Here is a 14,110-nt window from a genome sequence, read left to right on the forward strand (position 1 = left end):
GAGAAAGGCCCCGCCCGTGAGGGCGGGGCCTTTCTTAGTACGGCGGAGATGGTGTTGGGGCCGGGATCAGGAGGCGGGGTTGTGTGCGGCCCTCTGGTAGCCCTTGATGGCGGGGTAGGTGAACACCAGGATGGCCCCGACCGACCACAACACCGTTTTGATCAGCGGCTCCGCGACCGGGCCGCCAAGTGTCAGGCCCTTCATCGCGTCGATCGCGCACGACATGGGCTGGTTCTCGACAAACGTCTGCAGCCACACCGGGTAGGCCGCGGTCGGCACGAACCCGGAATTGAAGAACATCAACAGGGTGCACAGCAGCGAGAGGAGCTCCACCAGCGGCGCCTTGGCCGCCATCACCGACAGCATGGTGACAAGTGTCGCGAACCCCAGTCCTAGCAGCAGCGGGACGAACAGCATCGCGACGGCGGCGAGGGGGCCCTGGGTGAATCGGAAACCGAGCGGGATCGCCACCAGCACGATCAGCACCGTCGTGATCATGATGCGGATCGACTCGGCGATCAGGCGGCTCACCAATCCGGCCGCCCGGTGCATCGGCAGGATCCAGAAGCGTGCGAGCAGCCCCTTCTTCCACTCCTGCTTCAATGACAGGCCGCTGGCGATGCATCCGAACATGGCGCCGACCAGGGTCATCATCGGGGCGGTGCCGAAGATGCTGTTCACTCCGGTCGCCTTGGTGATCGAGATCCCCAGCACGGCCCAGAACATCAGCATGGTGACGGCGGGGTAGATGACCGCCTGCAGGATGGTGAAGGGGTCGCGGAGCCAGCCGCGGAGCAGCCTGCCCGCCTGCAGCTTGCTGTGCTCGATGAGGGCGGGCCAGGAGGTCTCGGACGGCGGGTCGGTCACGACCGGGAAGCTGTGAGTGAGGGGGCCGGCCTCCCGGGTCTGCAGGTCGGTCATCCTCGCCTCACGTTCGCCCAGATCGACAGCGGGACCGAGACGAGCAGCAGTCCACCGATCCACAGCAGCGACGGCGTCAGTTGGTGCAGGGTGATGCCGCCCTCGGCCATCGAGCGCATCGAGACGGAGAACTGCGAGATCGGCTGGTTCCTGACGAAGCCCTGGGACCACTCGGGGAACTGCGATTCCGGGACGAACCCGCTCGAGAACATGCCGAGGATGAGCTGCGGGAGAGTCAGCGACTGGCTGGTGATCTCCGGGCTCTTGGTCAGGGTGCCGAGGGCATCGCCCGCCATCGCGAGCGTCATGCCGACGGCGAGCGCCAACGCACAGAAGCCAACGGCCAGTGTCGTACCGCCGACGAATTCGAACCCGATGACGTGGCCGTAGGTGACGGCGGCGATGAGGGATATCACCGCATGGATGAACATCGCGGTCACCCGCGAGGCCAGCGGGACGGCGGAGAAGATCGGCATGGTCTGGAAACGCGCGTTCATCCCGTTGGATGCTTCGGTCGCGGCGCGGCCCGCGGCCGAGATCGCGGTGAACGCCATCGCCTGCAGCACGATGATCGGCATCACGAACTGTGCGTAGTCGATGCCCTGGACCTTCATGACGAACTTCAGCGGCAGATAGAAGCCGAGCGTGAAGATCAGGGGAGCCAGGACCGCGACGAAGATCTGGCCGTGCGACCACATGGTGTGCACGTTGCGCCCGGACAGCGCCAGCCACTGCTGCATGCTGGACAGCTGCGGCTTGCGGTGCCGCCCGGTGCGTGCGATCACGACCGGGCTCGCGGCGACGGCGGTCACGACGCAACGCTCGCTTGCTCGGGTTCCTCGTCCTCGGCCCTCGTTCCTGTCAGTGCCAGGAACACGTCATCGAGCGACGGTCGGCGCAGCGCGATGTCGGCGAGCGGGATCCGCGCGATGTCGAGCCGGCGCAGCACCTCGGCCAGGGTCTGCGCGCCGTACTGCGCGGGAATCGAGAGCCGGTCGTGTCCGGTCTCGGTGATGTACTCGGGCGGGACCAGGCTCATCAGCACATTGAAGACCCGCGGCAGATCCGCGAGCTGCACGGGCACGACCTCGCAGTAGCTGCCGCCGGTGCGCTCCTTGAGCTGGTCGGCGGTGCCCTCGGCGATAACGGTGCCCTTGTCGATGACCACGATGTTGTCGCTGAGGACGTCGGCCTCCTCGAGGTACTGCGTCGTCAGCAGGATGGTGATGCCCTGTGCCTTGAGGTCGGACACCAGCGACCACACGCCCTGACGGCTGCGCGGGTCGAGACCGGTGGACGGCTCGTCCAGGAAGACCACCTCGGGGCGGGTGACCAGCCCGCAGGCGATGTCGACGCGCCGCCGCATGCCACCCGAGAATCCGGACACCTTGCGGTCGGCGGCGTACCCCAGATCGAACTGGCGGAGCAGTTCCTCGGCGCGGGCCTTGGCGGACTGCTTGGTCAAGCCCAGGAGCCGCCCGAAGAGCACGAGGTTCTCTCGAGCGGTGAGTGATTCGTCCAGCGCCGCGTACTGACCGGTCGTCATGATGCTGCGTCGCACGGAGGCGGCCTGCTCGACCACGTCATGGCCGGCAACGAACGCGCGGCCCGAATCGGGGCGCAGCAGCGTCGAGAGCACATTGACCGTGGTGGTCTTACCTGCGCCGTTCGGGCCCAGGATGCCGAGCACGGTCCCTCGGGGAACCTCGAAGCTGACGCCGCGCAACGCATGCACGTCGCCGAACGACTTCGTGATTCCCTCGACCAGGACGGCAGAGTGGGGTGAAGGCATGCACGCGAGTATGTCATGCGTCCACTTCGCGGGTGGTCGACAGCGCTGGATTCGTCACATGTCGGGGTCCGGTTTCCCGTCTCGCGGACTCGATGTCGCGGCGAGTTCGTCCACCCCGGTGTACAGCCGGTCGCTCACCTGGGCGTTCTGCCGCTAAGTTAACAGCAAATCGAATCGAAATGACGCTTCTCCGATTTCGTATACTGCTGTTGAGCACCGCTTTTTATCTACATTTTGAAAGGTCTGGTGAACAGGGCGGCGGTGTGGTTGCATGACGATCATGACTCGGCGGGCGGCAGTGACAATCCAGGATCTGGCGGGCGAGGGGATCATGCTTGCGGCGGGCGGGCGGGCGATCCTGCTCCAGGTGGCGAATCGTGGCGTCGGTCACGGGGTCGCGGACCACAGTGATTTCGCCTATCGGGCAGTCGACAGGCTGCGGACGACGATGACCTATATATATGCAGTCGTCTACGGCACCGACGAGGAACGCGCGGCCGTCATCAGGATGGTCAACAAGGCGCACGCCAAGGTGCGCTCGGATGACTACAACGCCTTTGATCCGCAGCTTCAGCTGTGGGTGGCCGCCACCCTCTACGAGAGCGCCGTCACCCTGTACGAACGCGTCTTCGGCACGCTCGACGACGCCAATGCCGACGCCCTGTACCGCGAGTACGCGATCCTGGGCACCGCGCTGCAGGTGCCGGACGGACTCTGGCCGCGCGATCGTGCCGAATTCGCCGCGTACTGGAAGCAGCAGATCGACGGTGCCGAGGTGGACGCGAAGGTCCGGGCCGTCTCGAGGGACCTCTTCCACCCGGTCCTGGCGCCGTTTCTCATTCGCGCGAATCTGCCCGCGTATCGGTGGCTCACGACGGGGCTGCTGCCCGAGCGATTGCGGCAGCAGTTCGAGTTGCCATGGAACGAGCGGGACCAGCGCAGGTTCGATCGGGTGATGACGCTCGCTTCCTGGGTCTACCCCCGCATCCCCAGGGCGATCCGGCACGCGCCCAGGTCCGTCTATCTATGGGACATGCGTAGGCGGCTGCGCTCGCGGGGCTCTCTCGCGGCCTGAGCGGCGCAGCCGCCTGCGGCTACTTCGGGCTCACCCAGACGGTGATGTCCGCGTGCACCACTTCGGTGCCTGCCTTGTCGTAGAGCGCGACGGACACCACGAGGTCCGTGCCGGAGGTGATCTCGGTGAAGTCCGGGAGGTCTGGCACCGTCGCCACGGCGCGCAGCCCGGTGTCGGCCTTGGCGAGGTATCGGGTGTTCATCGACTTCGGGATCCATCGGTGGGAGGTGGGCACCGTTGCCTCCGCGAGCATGCCCATCGCCGCCTCGGCGAGGTTGCACGCGGCGATGGCGTGGAAGGTGCCGATGTGGTTGTGCACGCCCCACCACTTGGGTGCCCGCGCCTCGCAGCGTCCCGGCTCGAGGCGGGTGACGTGGGGGAGCACTGTCGCGAAGTAGGGCACCCGCAGGCACATGCCCAGCGAGAACAGCGCCCCGCCGATGCGGTTTCGGGGGAGCTTGAGCCAGCCGCGGTAGGTGGGTGTCTGAGTCGTCATGAGCACTATCTTACTTTGGAGTAAGTTACTTGGCGTCCGGTCGGCCCGGATCGGATTTGAACTCCTGGCCGGTCTGCGGCATACTGTTCGGGTTGCCTAGACCCCGGTCGTGTTCCACTGCGTCTGGCGGCGGGCGAGAGATGACCGAAGCTCCGGCAGTCAGTGCGGGGCCGAGGCCAATGCAGGACGGAAGCAGTACCTGCGCTCACTTGCGAGCGCATCCGGTATTCATGTTCAGGGGACAATTGTGCCTTGAGTGTGAGAGGTAGGGCGACACGCCCGACCGCGTGTACCGGAGAACCATGACAGATGAACAGCGGCAGCGGATCGGGTACTTGCCCGGTCGCCAACGTTCGGACAGTCATGGGCAAGGCAGGAACTGTGCAAACGAGGTAGCCCATGACGGGTCTACACGAACGAGGTAGCCCCCCAGGGTCTACAAGGGCCTAATTCATAACGGGCAAGGAAGAGGACACAAGCGTGGCGGGACAGAAGATCCGCATCAGGCTCAAGGCCTACGACCATGAGGCGATCGATGCGTCAGCGCGCAAGATCGTCGAGACGGTGACCCGTACCGGGGCCCGTGTCGTTGGACCGGTGCCGTTGCCGACTGAAAAGAACGTGTACTGCGTCATCCGCTCGCCGCACAAGTACAAGGACTCGCGCGAGCACTTCGAGATGCGTACCCACAAGCGGCTGATTGACATCCTCGACCCGACGCCCAAGACAGTCGACGCGCTCATGCGCATCGATCTGCCGGCCAGCGTTGATGTCAACATCCAGTGAGCGCGGCGGAGACAAAAACAATGACTGAGAACAAGATCAAGGGAATCCTGGGCACCAAGCTCGGCATGACCCAGGTCTTCGACGAGAACAACCGGGTCGTCCCGGTCACCGTCGTGAAGGCCGGACCGAACGTGGTCACCCAGATTCGTACCGAGGAGCGCGACGGCTACAGCGCCGTGCAGCTCGCGTTCGGTGCGATCGACCCGCGCAAGGTCAACAAGCCGGAGTCCGGCCAGTTCGCCAAGGCCGGTGTGACCCCCCGTCGCCACGTCGTGGAGCTCCGCGTTGCGGATGCCTCCGAGTACGAGGTCGGCCAGGAGCTCACCGCCGAGGTCTTCGAGGACGGCGCCTACGTCGACGTCACCGGAACCAGCAAGGGCAAGGGCTTCGCCGGAACCATGAAGCGGCACGGCTTCGCCGGCCAGGGCGCCTCCCACGGCGCGCAGGCCGTGCACCGTCGCCCGGGTTCGATCGGTGGCTGCGCCACCCCCGGCCGCGTGTTCAAGGGCATGCGCATGTCGGGCCGCATGGGTAGCGACCGCATCACGACGCAGAACCTCTCGGTCCACAAGGTGGACGCCGAGAACGGTCTGCTTCTCATCAAGGGTGCGATCCCGGGCCGCAAGGGTGGTCTCGTGATCGTCAAGACCGCAGTGAAGGGTGGTGCGTCCGCATGACCGAGACCGCAACCAAGCTGACCCTCGACGTCAAGGCCGCCGGCGGCAAGACCAACGGCACCGTCGATCTCCCCGCTGAGATCTTCGACGTCACGGCCAACATCGCGCTGATGCACCAGGTCGTCGTCGCGCAGCTCGCCGCTGCACGTCAGGGCACGCACTCCACCAAGACCCGCGGCGAGGTTCGCGGCGGTGGCAAGAAGCCGTGGCGTCAGAAGGGCACCGGCCGCGCCCGTCAGGGCTCGACCCGCGCCCCGCAGTTCGCCGGTGGTGGCGTCGTCCACGGCCCGCAGCCGCGTGACTACAGCCAGCGGACCCCCAAGAAGATGAAGGCAGCCGCCCTGCGCGGTGCCCTCTCCGATCGGGCGCGCAACGAGCGCATCCACGTGATCACCGAACTGGTGTCGGGTCAGACCCCGTCCACCAAGGGCGCGAAGTCGTTCCTCGGCGAGATCTCGGATCGCAAGAAGCTCCTGCTCGTCGTCGGGCGTGCAGACATCGCGGCATGGAAGAGCGTGCAGAACCTGGAAGGCGTGCATCCCATCGCACCCGACCAGCTCAACACGTACGACGTGCTCAACAGCGATGACATTGTGTTCAGCGTCGAGGCGCTCAACGCGTTCATCCACGGGCCGGCCGAGTCCGCCCAGGCAGACAGCAAGGAGGAGAGCAAGTGAGCACCATCGCTGATCCCCGCGACATCTTGCTGGCCCCGGTCATCTCCGAGAAGTCCTACGGACTGATCGAGGAAGGCACCTACACCTTCCTGGTGCACCCGGACTCGAACAAGACGCAGATCAAGATTGCCGTCGAGAAGGTCTTCGGCGTCACTGTGACGAGTGTCAACACCGCCAACCGTCAGGGCAAGCGCAAGCGGACGAAGTTCGGTTACGGCAAGCGCAAGGACACCAAGCGCGCGCTCGTCACCCTCTCCGCCGACAGCAAGCCCATCGAGATCTTCGGAGGACCGGTCGCGTAAGCGGGCGGGACTTGACGAGACATAGAGGACGAGAAGACTCATGGCAATCCGTAAGTACAAGCCGACTACCCCGGGCCGTCGTGGCTCGAGCGTCTCGGACTTCGCCGAGATCACTCGGTCGACTCCCGAGAAGTCGCTTATCCGCCCGCTGCACGGTCGCGGTGGACGTAACGCCCACGGTCGTATCACCACCCGTCACAAGGGTGGCGGTCACAAGCGCGCCTACCGGCTGATCGATTTCCGTCGCAACGACAAGGACGGCGTGCCGGCCAAGGTCGCTCACATCGAGTACGACCCCAACCGCACGGCGAACATCGCCCTGCTGCACTACGCCGACGGCGAGAAGCGCTACATCATCGCGCCGAAGGACCTCAAGCAGGGCGCGAAGGTCGAGTCCGGTGTCGGAGCCGACATCAAGCCGGGCAACAACCTGCCGCTGCGCAACATCCCGACCGGTACCACCATCCACGCGGTGGAGCTGCGTCCGGGCGGCGGCGCCAAGATGGCCCGCTCCGCAGGCGCCAGCATCCAGCTGCTGGGCAAGGAAGGCCCCTACGCGACCCTGCGTATGCCGTCCGGTGAGATCCGTCGCGTCGACGTGCGCTGCCGCGCATCCGTCGGCGAGGTCGGCAACGCCGAGCAGTCGAACATCAACTGGGGCAAGGCCGGCCGTATGCGCTGGAAGGGCAAGCGCCCGACCGTCCGTGGTGTCGTGATGAACCCGGTCGACCACCCGCATGGTGGTGGCGAGGGCAAGACCTCCGGTGGTCGCCACCCGGTCAGCCCGTGGGGACAGCCTGAGGGCCGTACCCGCAAGCCCAACAAGCCGAGCGACAAGCTCATCGTCCGCCGCCGCCGTACCGGCAAGAACAAGCGCTAGGAGGGAGTTCAGAATGCCACGCAGCCTGAAGAAGGGCCCGTTCGTCGATGACCACCTCCTCGCGAAGGTGGATGTGCAGAACGAGAAGGGAACCAAGCAGGTCATCAAGACCTGGTCCCGTCGTTCCACGATCATCCCGGACTTCATCGGACACACGTTTGCGGTCCACGACGGCCGTAAGCACGTCCCCGTGTTCGTCTCCGACTCGATGGTCGGACACAAGCTCGGAGAGTTTGCACCGACCCGCACGTTCAAGGGTCACATCAAGGATGATCGGAAGGCGAAGAGGCGATGAGTAACACCGAAACCGCCAACCCGACCGCCAAGGCCGTCGCGCGCCACGTGCGTGTGACGCCGATGAAGGCGCGTCGCGTTGTGGATCTGGTTCGCGGGCGTTCCGTCGAGGACGCGCTGTCGATCCTGAAGTTCGCGCCGCAGGCAGCGAGCGAGCCGGTCGCCAAGGTGATCGCCTCCGCAGCGGCCAACGCCGAGAACAACCTCGACCTGGACCCGAGCACGCTTGTCGTCGCCACGGCGTTCGTGGACGAGGGTGCGACCCTCAAGCGGTTCCAGCCGCGTGCACAGGGCCGTGCGTTCCGGATCCGCAAGCGCACTAGCCACATCACCGTGATCGTGGAGAGCCTGCCCAAGGCCGGCACCTCGACCCGCAATCGCCGGAAGGGAAGTGCTCAGTAGTGGGCCAGAAAATCAACCCGCACGGCTTCCGCCTCGGCATCACCACCGACTGGAAGTCTCGCTGGTACGCAGACAAGCAGTACGCGGAGTACGTCAAGGAAGACGTCGCCATCCGCAAGCTCCTCGCCACCGGCATGGAGCGGGCCGGCATCGCGAAGGTGGAGATCGAGCGCACCCGTGACCGGGTTCGCGTCGACATCCACACCGCGCGTCCGGGCATCGTCATCGGCCGCCGCGGCGCCGAGGCCGATCGCATCCGCGCCGAGCTGGAGAAGCTGACCGGCAAGCAGGTGCAGCTCAACATCCTCGAGGTCAAGAACGCTGAGGCCGAGGCCCAGCTCGTGGCCCAGGGTGTTGCGGAGCAGCTGTCGAACCGTGTTGCCTTCCGTCGCGCCATGCGCAAGGCCATCCAGTCGGCCATGCGTCAGCCGAACGTCAAGGGCATCCGGGTGCAGTGCTCGGGCCGTCTCGGCGGCGCCGAGATGTCCCGCTCGGAGTTCTACCGCGAGGGTCGGGTTCCGTTGCACACGCTGCGTGCGGACATCGACTACGGGCTCTACGAGGCCAAGACCACCTTCGGCCGCATCGGCGTGAAGGTCTGGATCTACAAGGGCGACATCGTCGGCGGCAAGCGTGAAGCCCTCGCCAGCGCTGCAGCCCCGGCCGGCGATCGCCCCCGTCGCGAGCGTCCGAGCCGTCCGCGTCGCTCCGGTGCCTCGGGCACCACGGCGACCAGCACCGAGGCCGGCCGCGCTGCGACCGCCACCGCAGAAGCTCCGGCTTCGACCGAGACGAATCAGGAGGGCTGACGCATGTTGATCCCCCGTCGGGTCAAGCACCGCAAGCAGCACCACCCGAGCCGTTCGGGTGCCGCCAAGGGCGGAACTCAGGTGACCTTCGGTGACTACGGCATCCAGGCTCTCGAGCCCGCGTACATCACCAACCGTCAGATCGAGTCCGCTCGTATCGCCATGACGCGCCACATCAAGCGTGGCGGCAAGATCTGGATCAACATCTTCCCGGATCGCCCGCTCACGAAGAAGCCGGCCGAGACCCGAATGGGTTCCGGTAAGGGTTCGCCCGAGTGGTGGGTCGCGAACATCAAGCCCGGTCGGGTCATGTTCGAGATGACTTACCCCAACGAGGAGATTGCTCGCGAGGCCCTGCGTCGCGCGATGCACAAGCTCCCGTGCAAGTGCAGGATCGTCACGAGGGAGGAGCAGTTCTGATGGCTACTGGAACCCCAGCCGCAGAGCTCCGTGAGCTCAGCGAAGAAGAGTTGGTCACCCGGCTCCGCGAGTCGAAGGAAGAGCTGTTCAACCTTCGCTTCCAGATGGCGACCGGTCAGTTGGACAACAACCGTCGTCTGCGCGTTGTCCGCCACGAGATCGCGCGCGTCTACACCGTCATGCGCGAGCGTGAGCTCGGCCTCGCAGCCGCCCCGAGTGCGGGAGACGCGGCATGAGTGAGAACGAGAAGGACACCGCAGTGACTGAAGAGCGTGGGACCCGCAAGGTCCGCATCGGCTACGTCGTCTCCGACAAGATGGAGAAGACGATCGTTGTCGAGCTCGAGGATCGTGTGAAGCACCCGCTGTACGGCAAGATCATCCGCCGTACCACCAAGGTGAAGGCGCACGACGAGAACGGCATCGCCGGCATCGGCGACCGCGTCCAGCTCATGGAGACCCGACCGCTGTCGGCGACCAAGCGCTGGCGTCTGGTCGAGGTGCTCGAGAAGGCCAAGTAAGAAGAGCACTACACCGAAACGGCCCGTCCCCGGTTGGGGGCGGGCCGTTTTGTGTGTGCCACCAGCGGGGGAGTGCACAACCACAATCGACGCCGATAGCGCGCGATTTGGATTCCCTCGGCGTGTTCCCTACACTAGAGCGGTTGCCTATGCCTCCGCATGCCCGCATGTGGGTACGGCCGGGTAACAGACCGCGCGCATCGGGTCGGTAATCCGGTGCGTACGAAAATCCAGGTCTTAGGAGAGATCAGTGATTCAGCAGGAGTCGCGACTGCGCGTCGCCGACAACACGGGTGCCAAGGAGATTCTCTGCATCCGCGTTCTCGGCGGTTCGTCTCGTCGCTACGCCGGGATCGGCGACATCATCGTCGCCACCGTCAAGGACGCCATCCCGGGTGGAAACATCAAGAAGGGCGAGGTCGTCAAGGCCGTCATCGTCCGTACCACCAAGGAGCGCCGCCGTCCGGACGGCTCGTACATCAAGTTCGATGAGAACGCTGCCGTTCTCATCAAGCCTGATCACGATCCCCGTGGCACCCGCATCTTCGGACCCGTGGGTCGTGAGCTGCGCGACAAGAAGTTCATGAAGATCGTTTCGCTCGCCCCGGAGGTGCTGTGATGAAGGTGCACAAGGGTGACACCGTTCTGGTCATCGCCGGCAAGGACAAGGGCGCCAAGGGCAAGGTCATCCAGGCCTTCCCGGCGACCGAGAAGGTCCTCGTCGAGGGCGTGAACCGGATCAAGAAGCACACCGCGGTCTCCGCGAACGAGCGTGGCGCCTCCTCCGGCGGCATCGTGACGCAGGAAGCCCCGATCCACGTGTCGAACGTGCAGGTCGTGGACTCGGACGGTAACGCCACTCGCGTGGGCTACCGCACCGATGAGAACGGCAAGCGGGTTCGGATCTCCCGTAAGAACGGGAAGGACATCTGAGATGACTAGCACTGAGAACAAGATCGTTCCCCGTCTGAAGACCCGCTACCGCGCCGAGATCAAGGACGCGCTGAACGCGGAGTTCGAGTACGCGAACGTCATGCAGATCCCCGGCGTCGTCAAGGTCGTCGTCAACATGGGTGTCGGAGACGCCGCCCGCGACGCGAAGCTGATCAACGGCGCGGTCAACGACCTCGAACTGATCACCGGCCAGAAGCCCGAGATCCGCAAGGCTCGCAAGTCCATCGCGCAGTTCAAGCTGCGTGAGGGCATGCCCATCGGCGCGCGCGTCACCCTCCGTGGCGACCGCATGTGGGAGTTCCTCGATCGCCTGGTCAGCATCGCGCTGCCCCGTATCAGGGACTTCCGCGGCCTGTCCGGCAAGCAGTTCGACGGCAACGGCAACTACACCTTCGGTCTCAACGAGCAGTCGATGTTCCACGAGATCGATGTGGACAAGATCGATCGCCCGCGCGGTATGGACATCACCGTCGTGACGACCGCGACCAACAACGAAGAAGGCCGTGCCCTGCTCAAGCACCTCGGCTTCCCGTTCAAGGAGAACTGAGCCATGGCGAAGAAGGCACTGGTCAACAAGGCCAACAAGAAGCCCAAGTTCGCGGTGCGCGCCTACACCCGCTGCCAGCGGTGCGGCCGTCCCCACTCGGTGTTCCGCAAGTTCGGCCTGTGCCGAATCTGCGTTCGCGAGATGGCGCACGCGGGCGAGCTGCCGGGCGTTCACAAGAGCTCCTGGTAGCCACAACACTTCTGGCTTGCATCCGTGAGCCAGTCCAAAGGAAAACCCCTTCGCTGTAGGCCCACGACCGGCAGGCGCTCCACGAGTGCCGGACCCGGTGTTGCATGGGAACCGCTGCGAGAAAGGTGAACAGGTCAACCCCATGACCATGACCGATCCAATCGCAGACTTCTTGACGCGTCTGCGCAACGCCAACTCGGCGTACCACGACGAGGTGAAGCTTCCCCACTCGAAGATCAAGGCGAACATCGCCGAGATCCTCAAGCGCGAGGGCTACATCTCCGATTTCCGTACCGAGGACGCCGAGGTGGGCAAGACCCTCATCGTCGACCTGAAGTACGGACCCAGCCGTGAGCGCAGCCTCGCGGGTGTCCGGCGCGTTTCCAAGCCCGGCCTCCGGGTTTACGCGAAGTCCACCAACCTGCCCAAGGTCCTGGGCGGCCTCGGCGTGGCGATCATCTCCACGTCCTCCGGCCTGCTCACGGATCGTCAGGCGGCCAAGCAGGGCGTCGGCGGCGAAGTCCTCGCCTACGTCTGGTAAGGGAGGCCACCACAATGTCGCGTATTGGAAAGATTCCGGTCACCGTCCCCGCGGGCGTTGACGTCACCATCGAAGGCCAGAACGTCTCGGTCAAGGGCCCCAAGGGCACCCTGGCGCTGACGATCGCCGAGCCGATCAGCGTTGCCAAGAGCGAGGACGGTGCCCTTCTGGTCACCCGTCCGGACGACGAGCGTCGCAGCCGCGCGCTGCACGGCCTCTCGCGCACCCTGGTCGCCAACCTGATCACCGGTGTCACCGAGGGCTACACCACGAAGATGGAGATCCACGGCGTGGGTTACCGCGTCGCGCTCAAGGGCAAGGACCTCGAGTTCGCGCTGGGTTACAGCCACCCGGTGCCGATCGAGGCCCCCGAGGGCATCACCTTCGTCGTCGAGACGCCCACCCGGTTCTCGGTCTCGGGTATCGACAAGCAGAAGGTCGGCCAGATCTCGGCCAACATCCGTCGTCTTCGCCGTCCGGACCCGTACAAGGGTAAGGGCGTGCGTTACGAGGGTGAGCAGATCCGCCGCAAGGTCGGAAAGACGGGTAAGTGATATGAGCCAGACTGCAAACCAGAAAGCCAAGCGGATTCCGCTGGGCAAGGATGCGTCCACCACGCGTCGTCTCTCGAAGACGCGTCGTCACTTCCGTCTGCGCAAGAAGGTCTCGGGCACGCCCGAGCGTCCGCGCCTGGTCGTGAACCGGTCCTCGCGCCACATCCACGTCCAGCTCGTGGACGACCTGGCCGGCCGCACCCTGGCCGCCGCGTCGACCATCGAGCCGGACCTGCGTGCGGCCGAGGGCGACAAGAAGGCCCTGAGCGCGAAGGTCGGTCAGCTGATCGCCGAGCGCGCGAAGGCAGCCGGCGTCGAGGCCGTGGTCTTCGACCACGGTGGCCACGGCTACCACGGTCGCATCGCGGCCCTGGCGGACGCTGCTCGCGAAGGCGGGTTGAAGTTCTGATGATGAAGTTCACGAATGGAAGGACAGTCTGATGCCGGGACGTCAGAGGCGTGACGGCGGCAGCGGACCCGCCGGACAGAATGGCCCCAACACCGGGGACAACCGCGGCGGCGGCGATCGTCGTGGCGGCGGTCGTGACGATCGTCGTGGCGGCCAGGCGGCCCCGAAGTCGGACCACATCGAGCGCGTTGTCACCATCAACCGCGTGTCGAAGGTCGTCAAGGGTGGTCGTCGCTTCAGCTTCACCGCCCTCGTGATCGTGGGCGACGGCAACGGGCTCGTTGGCGTCGGCTACGGCAAGGCCAAGGAAGTTCCCGCGGCCATCCAGAAGGGTGTCGAGGAGGCTCGCAAGAGCTTCTTCCGCGTTCCGATGATCGGTGGCACCATCACTCACCCCATCCAGGGTGAGGCGGCTGCCGGTGTGGTCATGCTCCGTCCGGCCAGCGCCGGTACCGGTGTCATCGCCGGTGGCGCGGTGCGTGCCGTGCTCGAGTGCGCGGGTATCCACGACATCCTGTCGAAGTCGCTCGGTAGCGACAACGCAATCAACGTCGTTCACGCGACCGTCGCCGCCCTCAAGGGCCTCCAGCGTCCCGAGGAGGTGGCCGCTCGCCGCGGACTGCCCATCGAGGACGTGGCCCCGGCCGGCATGCTGCGTGCACGTGCGGGACAGGGAGTCTGAGATGGCTGAACTTAAGGTCACCCAGGTAAAGAGCTCGATCGGTACCAAGAAGAACCAGCGCGACAGCCTGCGCACCCTCGGTCTGAAGGGCATCCGTCAGACCGTCGTCCGCGAGGACAACGCGCAGAACCGTGGCCTGGTCAACGTGGTCCGCCACCTCGTCACAGTTGAGGAGGTCTAACC

General features: G+C 65.4%; 25 protein-coding genes. 21 read left to right on the top strand and 4 right to left on the bottom strand.

Going from position 1 to position 14,110, the window contains the following annotated elements:
* Positions 1-66: 66 nt before the first annotated feature.
* From ABIC28_RS01420 to ABIC28_RS01430, 3 genes are read right to left on the bottom strand one after another with little or no spacing between them, the layout of a single operon-like run.
* Complete coding sequence (locus tag ABIC28_RS01420; protein ID WP_097211070.1) at positions 67-921, bottom strand: ABC transporter permease; 855 nt, start codon at positions 919-921, stop codon at positions 67-69.
* A complete protein-coding gene (locus tag ABIC28_RS01425) occupies positions 918-1,733 on the bottom strand; it encodes an ABC transporter permease (RefSeq protein ID WP_257017292.1) in 816 nt (271 codons plus the stop codon). Before ABIC28_RS01425 ends, ABIC28_RS01420 begins: the two co-directional genes overlap by 4 nt.
* The gene (locus tag ABIC28_RS01430; protein ID WP_077040835.1) at positions 1,730-2,713 is read right to left on the bottom strand and encodes an ATP-binding cassette domain-containing protein; all 984 of its coding nucleotides are present in this window, start codon (positions 2,711-2,713) and stop codon (positions 1,730-1,732) included. Before ABIC28_RS01430 ends, ABIC28_RS01425 begins: the two co-directional genes overlap by 4 nt.
* 271 nt (positions 2,714-2,984) lie before the next feature.
* Here ABIC28_RS01430 and ABIC28_RS01435 point away from each other — a divergent pair, with 271 nt between their 5' ends.
* Positions 2,985-3,788, top strand: coding sequence for an oxygenase MpaB family protein (locus tag ABIC28_RS01435; protein ID WP_354577219.1), 804 nt, complete (start codon positions 2,985-2,987; stop codon positions 3,786-3,788).
* Between the two features lie 19 nt (positions 3,789-3,807).
* On the opposite strand, the gene ABIC28_RS01440 is transcribed toward ABIC28_RS01435, so the two are convergent.
* Positions 3,808-4,284, bottom strand: coding sequence for a hotdog fold domain-containing protein (locus ABIC28_RS01440; protein WP_354577221.1), 477 nt, complete (start codon positions 4,282-4,284; stop codon positions 3,808-3,810).
* 480 nt (positions 4,285-4,764) lie between these two features.
* On the opposite strand from ABIC28_RS01440, the gene rpsJ reads away from it, so the two are divergent.
* The 20 genes from rpsJ to rpmD all read left to right on the top strand — a co-directional run bounded on the left by rpsJ (position 4,765) and on the right by rpmD (position 14,108).
* Positions 4,765-5,070, top strand: coding sequence for a 30S ribosomal protein S10 (gene rpsJ / locus ABIC28_RS01445; RefSeq protein WP_003938093.1), 306 nt, complete (start codon positions 4,765-4,767; stop codon positions 5,068-5,070).
* A 20-nt stretch (positions 5,071-5,090) separates the two neighbouring features.
* Positions 5,091-5,747 carry a 50S ribosomal protein L3 gene (rplC, locus tag ABIC28_RS01450; protein WP_097211071.1) on the top strand — a complete coding sequence of 219 codons (657 nt, stop codon included), beginning with the start codon at positions 5,091-5,093 and terminating at the stop codon, positions 5,745-5,747.
* Complete coding sequence (rplD, locus tag ABIC28_RS01455; RefSeq protein WP_077040837.1) at positions 5,744-6,424, top strand: 50S ribosomal protein L4; 681 nt, start codon at positions 5,744-5,746, stop codon at positions 6,422-6,424. Before rplC ends, rplD begins: the two co-directional genes overlap by 4 nt.
* Positions 6,421-6,726, top strand: a complete 306-nt coding sequence (gene rplW / locus ABIC28_RS01460) for a 50S ribosomal protein L23 (RefSeq protein WP_056818486.1) — start codon at positions 6,421-6,423, stop codon at positions 6,724-6,726. The genes rplD and rplW overlap by 4 nt, the downstream gene beginning before the upstream one ends.
* Positions 6,727-6,766: 40 nt before the next feature.
* Complete coding sequence (gene rplB, locus ABIC28_RS01465; protein ID WP_077040838.1) at positions 6,767-7,606, top strand: 50S ribosomal protein L2; 840 nt, start codon at positions 6,767-6,769, stop codon at positions 7,604-7,606.
* Positions 7,607-7,619: 13 nt separating this feature from the next.
* On the top strand, positions 7,620-7,901 hold the full coding sequence (rpsS, locus tag ABIC28_RS01470; protein ID WP_003940820.1) for a 30S ribosomal protein S19: 282 nt from the start codon (positions 7,620-7,622) through the stop codon (positions 7,899-7,901).
* Positions 7,898-8,302 carry a 50S ribosomal protein L22 gene (rplV, locus tag ABIC28_RS01475; RefSeq protein WP_027503154.1) on the top strand — a complete coding sequence of 135 codons (405 nt, stop codon included), beginning with the start codon at positions 7,898-7,900 and terminating at the stop codon, positions 8,300-8,302. The genes rpsS and rplV overlap by 4 nt, the downstream gene beginning before the upstream one ends.
* Positions 8,302-9,111 carry a 30S ribosomal protein S3 gene (rpsC, locus tag ABIC28_RS01480; RefSeq protein WP_097211072.1) on the top strand — a complete coding sequence of 270 codons (810 nt, stop codon included), beginning with the start codon at positions 8,302-8,304 and terminating at the stop codon, positions 9,109-9,111. The genes rplV and rpsC overlap by 1 nt, the downstream gene beginning before the upstream one ends.
* 3 nt (positions 9,112-9,114) lie before the next feature.
* The gene (gene rplP / locus ABIC28_RS01485) at positions 9,115-9,531 is read left to right on the top strand and encodes a 50S ribosomal protein L16 (RefSeq protein ID WP_027503156.1); all 417 of its coding nucleotides are present in this window, start codon (positions 9,115-9,117) and stop codon (positions 9,529-9,531) included.
* The gene (rpmC, locus tag ABIC28_RS01490) at positions 9,531-9,767 is read left to right on the top strand and encodes a 50S ribosomal protein L29 (RefSeq protein WP_077040840.1); all 237 of its coding nucleotides are present in this window, start codon (positions 9,531-9,533) and stop codon (positions 9,765-9,767) included. Before rplP ends, rpmC begins: the two co-directional genes overlap by 1 nt.
* Positions 9,764-10,051: a 30S ribosomal protein S17 gene (gene rpsQ / locus ABIC28_RS01495; RefSeq protein WP_077040841.1), complete on the top strand. Its 288-nt coding sequence runs from the start codon at positions 9,764-9,766 to the stop codon at positions 10,049-10,051. Before rpmC ends, rpsQ begins: the two co-directional genes overlap by 4 nt.
* Positions 10,052-10,301: 250 nt before the next feature.
* Entirely contained in the window at positions 10,302-10,670 is a 369-nt protein-coding gene (gene rplN / locus ABIC28_RS01500; protein ID WP_027503159.1) for a 50S ribosomal protein L14, read from the top strand.
* Positions 10,670-10,984: a 50S ribosomal protein L24 gene (gene rplX, locus ABIC28_RS01505; RefSeq protein WP_027503160.1), complete on the top strand. Its 315-nt coding sequence runs from the start codon at positions 10,670-10,672 to the stop codon at positions 10,982-10,984. The genes rplN and rplX overlap by 1 nt, the downstream gene beginning before the upstream one ends.
* 1 nt (position 10,985) lies before the next feature.
* Complete coding sequence (gene rplE / locus ABIC28_RS01510; protein ID WP_077040842.1) at positions 10,986-11,552, top strand: 50S ribosomal protein L5; 567 nt, start codon at positions 10,986-10,988, stop codon at positions 11,550-11,552.
* A 3-nt stretch (positions 11,553-11,555) separates the two neighbouring features.
* Positions 11,556-11,741, top strand: coding sequence for a type Z 30S ribosomal protein S14 (locus tag ABIC28_RS01515; protein ID WP_005239644.1), 186 nt, complete (start codon positions 11,556-11,558; stop codon positions 11,739-11,741).
* A 142-nt stretch (positions 11,742-11,883) separates the two neighbouring features.
* Entirely contained in the window at positions 11,884-12,282 is a 399-nt protein-coding gene (gene rpsH / locus ABIC28_RS01520) for a 30S ribosomal protein S8 (protein WP_050063876.1), read from the top strand.
* A gap of 14 nt (positions 12,283-12,296) precedes the next feature.
* Positions 12,297-12,836, top strand: a complete 540-nt coding sequence (gene rplF / locus ABIC28_RS01525) for a 50S ribosomal protein L6 (protein WP_097211073.1) — start codon at positions 12,297-12,299, stop codon at positions 12,834-12,836.
* Between the two features lies 1 nt (position 12,837).
* Entirely contained in the window at positions 12,838-13,245 is a 408-nt protein-coding gene (gene rplR, locus ABIC28_RS01530) for a 50S ribosomal protein L18 (RefSeq protein ID WP_077040843.1), read from the top strand.
* A gap of 31 nt (positions 13,246-13,276) precedes the next feature.
* A complete protein-coding gene (gene rpsE, locus ABIC28_RS01535) occupies positions 13,277-13,927 on the top strand; it encodes a 30S ribosomal protein S5 (RefSeq protein WP_097211074.1) in 651 nt (216 codons plus the stop codon).
* Between the two features lies 1 nt (position 13,928).
* Positions 13,929-14,108 (top strand): 50S ribosomal protein L30, encoded by a 180-nt coding sequence (rpmD, locus tag ABIC28_RS01540; protein ID WP_027503165.1) that lies wholly within the window; start codon positions 13,929-13,931, stop codon positions 14,106-14,108.
* Positions 14,109-14,110 lie beyond the last annotated feature (2 nt).

Source organism: Rhodococcus sp. PvR044 (assembly GCF_040548995.1).
GTDB lineage: Bacteria > Actinomycetota > Actinomycetes > Mycobacteriales > Mycobacteriaceae > Rhodococcus_G > Rhodococcus_G oryzae.